The 9,366-nt window shown below is 50.3% G+C and carries 7 protein-coding genes; 6 read left to right on the top strand and 1 reads right to left on the bottom strand.

Going from position 1 to position 9,366, the window contains the following annotated elements; genetic code table 11:
- The 5 genes from atpD to BOW51_RS07455 form a co-directional block, all read left to right on the top strand.
- Positions 1-1,166: F0F1 ATP synthase subunit beta (gene atpD / locus BOW51_RS07475; RefSeq protein ID WP_078477137.1), on the top strand; the 1,166-nt coding region annotated here is incomplete at its 5' end.
- A 27-nt stretch (positions 1,167-1,193) separates the two neighbouring features.
- Entirely contained in the window at positions 1,194-1,625 is a 432-nt protein-coding gene (locus tag BOW51_RS07470) for a F0F1 ATP synthase subunit epsilon (RefSeq protein ID WP_078477135.1), read from the top strand.
- Positions 1,626-1,921: 296 nt separating this feature from the next.
- Positions 1,922-3,289: a bifunctional UDP-N-acetylglucosamine diphosphorylase/glucosamine-1-phosphate N-acetyltransferase GlmU gene (gene glmU, locus BOW51_RS07465; RefSeq protein WP_078477134.1), complete on the top strand. Its 1,368-nt coding sequence runs from the start codon at positions 1,922-1,924 to the stop codon at positions 3,287-3,289.
- On the top strand, positions 3,289-5,016 hold the full coding sequence (gene glmS, locus BOW51_RS07460; protein ID WP_078477133.1) for a glutamine--fructose-6-phosphate transaminase (isomerizing): 1,728 nt from the start codon (positions 3,289-3,291) through the stop codon (positions 5,014-5,016). Before glmU ends, glmS begins: the two co-directional genes overlap by 1 nt.
- Before the next feature lie 14 nt (positions 5,017-5,030).
- Positions 5,031-5,405 (top strand): DUF5329 family protein, encoded by a 375-nt coding sequence (locus BOW51_RS07455; protein WP_245828602.1) that lies wholly within the window; start codon positions 5,031-5,033, stop codon positions 5,403-5,405.
- A 42-nt stretch (positions 5,406-5,447) separates the two neighbouring features.
- On the opposite strand, the gene BOW51_RS07450 is transcribed toward BOW51_RS07455, so the two are convergent.
- A complete protein-coding gene (locus BOW51_RS07450; RefSeq protein ID WP_078477132.1) occupies positions 5,448-8,324 on the bottom strand; it encodes a bifunctional diguanylate cyclase/phosphodiesterase in 2,877 nt (958 codons plus the stop codon).
- Between the two features lie 505 nt (positions 8,325-8,829).
- Here BOW51_RS07450 and BOW51_RS07445 point away from each other — a divergent pair.
- Positions 8,830-9,366, top strand: a 537-nt coding sequence (locus BOW51_RS07445) for a TonB-dependent receptor plug domain-containing protein (protein WP_153039633.1), incomplete at its 3' end; no start/stop codon positions are given.

The raw sequence follows: 9,366 nt of genomic DNA, 5'->3' as shown, positions 1-9,366 counted from the left end.
CACCAATCCAGGTACCTGTTGGTCAGGCTACACTGGGTCGTGTAATGGACGTATTGGGTGAGCCTGTTGACGATGCTGGCCCGGTTGATGCCGAAGCGCGCATGCCGATTCACCGTTCTGCTCCAAGTTTTGACGAGCAGTCATCAGCGACCGAGATTCTCGAGACTGGTATCAAGGTTATCGACCTGATCATGCCAATCGCCAAGGGCGGTAAGATCGGCCTCTTCGGTGGTGCCGGTGTTGGTAAGACCGTAACCCTGATGGAGCTGATTCGTAACATCGCGGTTGAGCACTCCGGTTTCTCCGTATTTGCAGGTGTTGGTGAGCGTACTCGTGAGGGTAACGACTTCTACCACGAGATGGATGAAGGTGGCGTACTTGATAAGGTATCACTGGTTTATGGCCAGATGAATGAGCCGCCCGGCAACCGTCTGCGTGTTGCACTGACTGGTCTCACAATGGCTGAATACTTCCGTGACGAAGGCCGTGACGTTTTGATGTTCGTTGATAACATCTATCGTTACACCCTTGCGGGAACCGAGGTATCAGCACTGCTTGGCCGTATGCCATCAGCGGTAGGTTACCAGCCAACACTGGCTGAAGAGATGGGTGTACTGCAGGAGCGTATCACTTCAACCAAGACAGGTTCTATCACCTCGTTCCAGGCCGTATACGTGCCTGCGGATGACCTGACTGACCCGTCTCCGGCGACTACCTTTGCTCACCTTGATGCGACACTGGTACTGTCACGTTCAATCGCCGAGCTGGGTATCTATCCTGCGGTTGATCCACTTGATTCAACTTCTCGCATCCTCGATCCGAACGTGGTCGGTGCCGAGCACTATGACACCGCACGTGGTGTACAGGGCCTGCTGCAGCGCTACAAGGAACTCAAGGACATCATCGCCATCCTCGGTATGGACGAGCTCTCTGAAGAAGACAAGCTGACAGTATCCCGCGCACGTAAAATTCAGCGCTTCCTGTCACAGCCTTTCTTCGTTGCAGAGGTCTTCACCGGCGCGCCTGGTAAATACGTTTCCCTCAAGGAAACAATTGCCAGCTTCAAGGCGATCGCTGAAGGTGAATACGACCACCTTCCGGAGCAGGCCTTCTATATGTGCGGTACCGTCGACGAAGCTGTCGAAAATGCCGAGAAAATGAAGTAATATCAGGCTACTACGGGGAACAGAGAGATGTCTATGACAATCCATGTCGATATCGTAAGTGCCGAAGGTGAAATCCATTCCGGCCTGGCCGAAATGGTCTATGCACCAGCCGTCATGGGCGAACTCGGTATTGCACCACGTCACACGCCACTGGTAACAACACTGAAGCCGGGCGATGTGCGTGTTGACGAAGGCAATGGTGAAATAAAGCACTATTTCATCTCTGGAGGCATGCTCGAGGTGCAGCCGCACCTGGTCACCGTACTTGCTGATACAGCGGTACGAGCCGAGGATCTTGATGAGGCAGCGGCACTTGAAGCCAAAAAGCGTGCCGAAGAGGCGATGAAAGACAAGAGCGCCGAATTCGAATACGCCAAGGCAGCGGCAGAGCTTGCCGATGCTGCAGCCCGTCTGCGTTCCCTCGAGAAGTTGCGCAAGGTAGCTAACAAGCGCGGCTGACCCCGGGCAACAAAATCGGTTCAAAAGGCCATGTTCATTTGAGTATGGCCTTTTTCATTCGCTTCATGTCAGGCAGATGTTTCGATACAATGCCCTATTCACTATTAATATTCCGTTTCCGGGTATGGCCTTCGGGTAGGGAAAACAGGACCCAGTATGAGCAGCGATATAGTACAAAAGGGGAAGTTTGTATTCCTGTCTCCACCCAGGAGGTGCGTGATGCACTGCCGGGTGAGGAAAAGTCCTCGGGTGTTCACACCTCCCCGGGCCTGCCCCATTAAAGGGATATCACAAGTATGAAACTTGGCGTTGTGATACTCGCAGCTGGCCAGGGCAACCGTATGAAGTCTGCCTTGCCAAAGGTGCTGCACCCGATTGCCGGCAAGCCGATGCTGTCGCAAGTGATCGATACGGCACATAAGCTTGAGCCTGATAACACCACGGTGGTCTATGGTCACGGTGGCGAACTGGTTCGCGAGAAAATCACTTCAGCCAATCTTGAGTGGGTACTGCAGGACAAACAGCTGGGAACAGGCCACGCCGTTGCACAGGCGATGCCGCATTTGCAATCGGTCGACAAGATTCTTGTTCTCTATGGTGATGTTCCCCTGATCCGTCATGAAACACTTGTAAGGCTCATCGAATCTTCCGCTGATAGCAGCCTCGGAATGCTGACAGTCGAACTCGACAACCCTGCAGGTTATGGTCGTATCGTGCGCGATGAAGAGGGTGCGGTCAGCCATATTGTTGAACAGAAAGATGCTTCTCCGGCAGAACTTGCTATCCACGAGGTTAATGTAGGCATCATGCTGATTAACCGGGAGCGTCTTACGACCTGGATTGAGAGGCTTGATGACAACAATGCCCAGGGTGAATTCTACCTGACAGATATTATCGGCATGGCAGTGAAAGAAGGTGTTGTCATCTCCACGGCACGCCCGGACGATATGTTCGAGGTGTCCGGTGTCAATGACCGGGTACAGCTGGCTGAACTTGAGCGCGAGCTTCAGCGTGCCAGGGTACAACAGTTGATGCGTGACGGTGTGACAGTGATTGACCCGGCGCGAATTGATATTCGCGGCAATGCCAATGTATCGCAGGATGTGACGCTTGATGTTAATGTCATCCTCGATGGCGATGTCGAGTTGGGTGAAGGTGTGCGTGTTGGGGCCAACTCCATTTTACGCAATTGCAAAATTGCAGCCGGTACCGTGGTTAAGGAGATGTGTGTAATCGAGGATGCCATTATCGGTGAGTCTTGCCAGGTTGGGCCTTATGCACGCATCCGTCCCGGTACTGAGCTTGCACCTGAATGTCATATTGGAAATTTTGTCGAAATCAAGAATGCACAGGTTGCCAGGGGCTCCAAGATTAATCACCTCAGTTATGTCGGTGATGCAACTGTCGGTGAGGCTGTGAATATTGGTGCTGGAACTATCACCTGTAATTATGATGGTGCATACAAGCACAGAACCGTTATCGGTGACCGCGTATTCGTCGGTTCCGATACCCAGCTGGTCGCACCTGTAACTGTCGAATCAGGAGCAACAATTGCTGCCGGTTCCACGATTACTGCAGATGTTGAAGAAAATGCACTGGCACTGAGCCGAACAAAACAGAGAAGCGTGATGAACTGGAAACGACCACAAAAGGATAAAGGCTGATGTGTGGCATTGTTGGCGGCGTTGCGCAACGTCCGATTGCGCCAATCCTTATCGAAGGGCTCAAGCGCCTCGAATATCGCGGTTACGATTCAGCAGGTGTGGCACTGGTCGAAAACGGGAAGCTGTGGCGTGAGCGCACCAAGGGCAAGGTCGCACAACTCGAAACACGAGTGAATGACGCATCTCCGCAGGGGAATACCGGCATCGGGCACACCCGTTGGGCTACACATGGTGAGCCGACGGTCAGCAACGCACATCCACATAGCTGCAAGGAATCTGTGGCACTGGTGCATAACGGGATCATTGAAAATCATGCCGGCTTGCGTGAACAGCAGAGTAGCGATGGTCATCTGTTTACATCTGACACGGATACCGAAGTCATCGTACATGCAGTCTATGATGAGCTGCAGTCAGGTATCTCATTACTGCAGTCAGTACAGAATACAGTCAAAAAACTTGAAGGTGCCTACGCGCTTGGCGTCATGTACCGGGGCGAGGAAGATGTCATTGTTGCGGCACGCCGTGGCAGTCCGCTAGTCGTCGGGATCGGTATTGGTGAAAACTTTATTGCATCCGATATCTCTGCGCTGTTGCCGGTAACCCGTCGTTTCATCATTCTTGAGGATGGTGATACAGCGCAAATCACAGCAAGCGAAGTGGCGATATATGATCAGCAAGGTCAACTCGTAGAGCGTCCGATCAAGGAGAGTAATATCTCTGCCGATGCAGTCGAACGTGGCGAGTATCGGCACTACATGCTCAAGGAGATCTACGAGCAGCCACATGCAATTGCTGAAACGCTCGAAGGACGACTCTCCGATACACATGTGCTGGAGGCGGCATTTGGTCCAAAGGCATCAGAGCTCTTCGACGGGATCAAGTCAGTACGTATCATCGCCTGTGGAACCAGTTTTCACGCCGGCATGGTTGCACGTAACTGGTTCGAGGGACTGGCCGGCATTCCGTGCCAGGTCGAGGTTGCCAGCGAGTTTCGCTATCGCCACCCGGTAGCGGATCCGGCGACACTGGTGATCGCCATTTCACAGTCGGGAGAGACGGCTGATACATTATCAGCATTGCGGGCAGCGCAGGAACGGGGCTTCGGGCCAACTCTTGGCATATGTAATGTGCCTGAGAGTTCGCTGATACGCGAGACGGATCTCAACCTGATGACGCGTGCGGGCCCAGAGATCGGTGTAGCCTCGACAAAGGCCTTTACCACCCAGCTGGTAGCATTACTTTTACTGGTAACTGTTCTTGGCAGGCGTTTCAATATTACACGGGAACGCGAGGCGATCATCGTCAAGCAGTTGGCAGCCCTGCCGCGCCACCTTGAGGACGCACTGCAACTCGATGATGCGATCTGCCAGATGGCAGAACATTTCAGTGACAAGAGTAATGCTCTTTTCCTGGGACGGGGCGTACAGTACCCGGTTGCCAAGGAAGGGGCGCTCAAGCTCAAGGAGATCTCCTACATTCACGCCGAGGCTTACCCGGCTGGTGAACTGAAGCATGGCCCGTTGGCACTGGTTGACGAGGAGATGCCAATCGTAGCCGTTGCTCCGAACGACGACCTGCTGGGAAAACTCAAGTCAAATCTCGAGGAGGTTCGTGCCCGAATTATCTTTACCATTCCGTTGCAGCTGCTTGCTTATCATGTCGCTGTACTCAAGGGAACGGATGTTGACCAGCCGAGGAATCTTGCCAAATCAGTAACGGTTGAATAAGGAAGCAAAGAACAATGAACATGGAACAAGTTCTCAAAAAAGCAGTTAATTTTTCAGCGCTGATTATTGTATCGAGTGCTTCTGCAGGATTGCAGCCTGCAGAGCAGGAAGCAATCGACCATTTGTTGAACTTCGTCAGTCAAACCGACTGCAAAATCAATAGGAATGGCAGCTATCATGACGGCCCTGAAGCCGTTGCGCATATTCAGAAGAAGTATGACTACTTCAAGGACAAGATTGGTTCCGCTGAAGAATTCATCGATTACTCTGCTACGAAAAGTGCCATGAGTGGCAAATACTACCTGGTTCAATGTGGCCAGGAAGAACCTGGAACAACGCGTGAGTGGCTGCTCGATGAGCTGGGAAATTATCGCTCAAGAAAGAACTGATTTGCCAGGGTGTAAATGGATTTCTGTGAGTCGGGAATTACTTTAAATCAGCAACTGCTGGGCAGTCTCCTGGCTCATCGTCTTGCCTGGCCATGTATTACACCATGCCTCGAACTCATCTATCGGTAATGGCCGGCTGAATAGATAACCTTGATAGTTATAGCAGCCCAGTTTGGCTAGGTAGGCCTGTTGCGGTTCAGTCTCTACGCCTTCAGCGATTACACCCAGCCCAAGGCTGTTGGCCAATGCCACAACTGTCTTTGCAATCGCAGCGTCATTCGGGTCAGTCAGTATGTCGCGAACAAATGACTGATCTATTTTCAGTTGCCACAGTGGCAGGCGTTTCAGGTAGGAGAGAGACGAATAACCTGTACCAAAATCGTCGAGTGAGAAACCGATGCCCGCATTACCCAGGATCTGCATTTTACTAATGATATCTTCCACGTTATGTAGCAGATGGCTTTCCGTGAGCTCGAGCTTGAGCCTGCCTGGTTTGATACCAGTGTGTTTGACCGTGCTTAGAACCTGCTCAACAAAATCAACTTTGGCAAATTGAATTGGACTGACATTGATTGCGATCTTGAGGCGAGACATGTCCGGTATTTTTGCCCATGCAGCGAGCTGCTCACATGCGGTTTCCAGAATCCATTCGCCGAGAGGAATGATTAATCTTGTCTCTTCAGCGAGGGGGATAAACTCTCCGGGTGCGACTGCTCCTCTCCCAGGGCATGACCAGCGGATAAGAGCTTCTGCACCTGTTATTTTGCCATTGATATCAACCTGTGGCTGGTAGTGGAGAGTGAATTGCTGCTGTTGAATTGCGTTGCGCAAGTCCTTTTCCAGTGCGGCGCGTTTCAATACGGATGATTGCATTTCGGGATCATAGAAGCTGAGTGAGTTACGCCCCGCCGACTTGGACTTGTACATAGCGAGATCAGCCTGTTTCATCAGCTCTTCGGTCGTGATGCTCTCAGTGCCAAACAGGCACACGCCTATACTGGCCGAGCTGTGATGGGAGGCGTTATCCAGCGTATAGTCCTGGTTGAGTGCCTCAAGAATTTTTTCAGTGACCTTTTCTGCGATATCGGCTGCTCGTTTTTTATCCGGGGAAAGCTCAGGCAGTATGACGATGAATTCATCTCCACCGAGTCGTGCAACCGTATCAATTGCACGTGTGCAATCTTCCAGGCGCCTGGCCACTTGGGCTAAAAAGATATCGCCTTTGTCATGTCCGAGCGTATCGTTGAGATTTTTAAAGTGATCAAGATCGATCATCAGGATCGCGCTGTATTGGTTGTTGCGCTTGCTGACAGCAATGAGTTGCTTGAGTCGATCTAGTAACAGGGTCCTGTTGGGCAGGCCTGTGAGTTGGTCAAAGAATGCCAGGCTCTCGATTTTCTGTTCAGCGTTTTTTCTTTCGGTAATGTCAGTGTGTACACCGACATAGTGAGTGACCTTACCATCGGTATTGGTCACGGCAGTGATGCTCAGCCACTTGGGATAGATTTCTCCACTCTTGCGCTTGTCCCAAATCTCTCCATGCCAATAACCATCTCGGTTGATGTCTTCCCACATCTCCTTGTAGAAAGCGGTGTCATGCCGTCCGGACTGAAGCATGCGTGGGGTATTGCCGATGATCTCAGCTTCTGAATATCCGCGCATCTCAATGAAGGCATGGTTAACCTGCAGAATCCGGTTCTGCTCATCCGTGACCATCATTCCCTGCTGTGACTCAAAAGCCGAGGCGGCGATACGAATCTGTTCTTCAGCCAGTTTGCGGTCAGTGATATCAGTATGCGTGCCGATGATGCGTATGGGATTATCTTGTGCATCACGACTAACGATTTTTCCACGGGCAGTGATCCACTTCCAGTCACCATCCTTTGTCTGCATTCTGAATTCGGCGGTATAAAATGAGTCTCCACCTCCGCGTATGTGCTTTTTTACACCTTTTACCACGGCCTTCACGTCTCGAGGATGTATTGCCTTGAAAACTGCCGCGCCAGTTTCGGGGAACTCACCATCGGCGTAACCGAGTATCTCGTTCCAGCGTTTTGAGAAGACGGCTTTGTCAGTTTGGGGATTCCAGTCCCACACGCCATCACCGGCACCATCGAGAGCAAATTTCCAGCGCCTTTCACTTCGCTGCAGTTGCCTTGATGTTGCTGTCATAGTTGAAATGAGGGTAAGAGCTGCTGTTCCAATACTCAGAAAAAGCAGTGTTGCCGATATTTTTACTGCCGACAACTCGGTTATGACCATATCTGAATACGATAAGGTTGCGCCTGCCTTGAAGAAGTATGTTGCTTCTATTCCGGTGAAATGCGTGGCTGAAACAGCGATGCCGAAACCGATCGCGGTGACAATTGGAAACGCATTCTCCATTTTCTCTTTTAAATAGAGCGCGAAGTAGGAGAATGTCAGGGCGACAATGAAAGAGATTGAAAACAGCAAGGGGTCATATCCCAGACGGCCCTCGAATATCATGCCTGTCATGCCGATATAGTGCATAACCAGGATGCAGGCACCGAGCAGGGTACTTCTTATTGGCAATGGCAAGCGTATATCCAGACGCCACAAAAGACATAGGGAGATGATTGCGCCAAGTATGCCGGGGAATATTGATAACAGGGTGGTGAGTGGGCGAAAGTTTGGTGTATGCGACATGTCAATAGCGAGCATGCCAACAAAATGCATTGTCCAGATGCCAAGCCCCATCGTTAATGCGCCGACAAGTGACAGTATGTTTTTATTTCTCTCTTCGGTTCCCCTTTCAATCTTTTCGCTCAGCCTTAATGCAACATAAGAGGCGAAAATAACAAGAGCAATAGAGACACTGACCCATATCAGGTTGTATGAGTAAGCATGAACAAGCCCTTCTTCAGGGCGGAAATTAAAGAGGCGTTCGCTATCAAACAAACTGCGAGTCCTCTGGAAATGAGTACGGCTGAAATATTATTATTAATACGCCATTATCAATCAGTAAACAAACCGTCTTCCCGGTTCAAAAAATAATGCAGGGGTATAGTTAAACGTTTGTTTAAGGTTCAGTGTAGCCAAGATTGAGACATAGATATAGGTTATTTATGTTAATTTTATTAAGGTTTAACGCAGAAAAAATATGCAGTTCAATGGTTCTTCCAGTGAATAAGATTGCATGGGTCTGCTTCGGTGTGGCGTAAATTATACGCTTGGAAAGTGCTGACTCAGTAAACGTAATTGAAGGTATATGGCTTAATTTAGGAATGGGTAGATAGGAATGTATGTGGTTGATTCTGCAATTGTGGGTTATTGAGAGTTGTAGCGTGCCGAATGACTTAACTCTAATGCATTACTGAGAGTTGAGGCTGGTGTTCAGTTCTGCCATTATTCCCTACATTTATTATATTTGTTATCTGATGGTTATTTCTCAGCTGGAGTAATTGTGTACAGATTTGTTTTTATTTGCAGCTATTTAGTGATACTGCTGACCTTGCCAGTAGTACATGCTGCAGAATCGTTTGCTGAATTATCGTCTGTCACCGAAGATGATTTTTTTACAGAATTGCCTGTGGTATTACACGCCACACGCCTGCAGCAGTCGATTGATGAAACACCGGCATCGATGACGGTCATTGATCGGCAGATGATAGAAGCCAGCAGTGCAACGACCATCCCCGAGCTTCTGCGCTATGTTCCCGGTTTTCAGCTCAGTTATCGCAGCGGCGATGAGGCGCTGACCTCTTATCAAGGGATTGCTGACGAATATGGCAGACGTGTACAGGTAGCAATTGACGGACACGCAGTCTATAGCCAGGCTTTTATGGGCGGTATACTCTGGTCATCCTTGCCGATCACGCTTGATGATATCGAGAGAATTGAAGTGGTTCGCGGTCCCAACGCAGCAGCTTTTGGCGCGAATGCCTTAATGGGCAGTATTAATATCGTTACGCTGGACCCGCTCGCGGCAGCTGGCAGCATG

The organism is Solemya elarraichensis gill symbiont, from assembly GCF_002021095.1.
GTDB lineage: Bacteria > Pseudomonadota > Gammaproteobacteria > Chromatiales > Chromatiaceae.
Note: the sequence above shows the minus strand (reverse complement) of the source record. Positions and strands in the feature narration are given on the sequence as shown.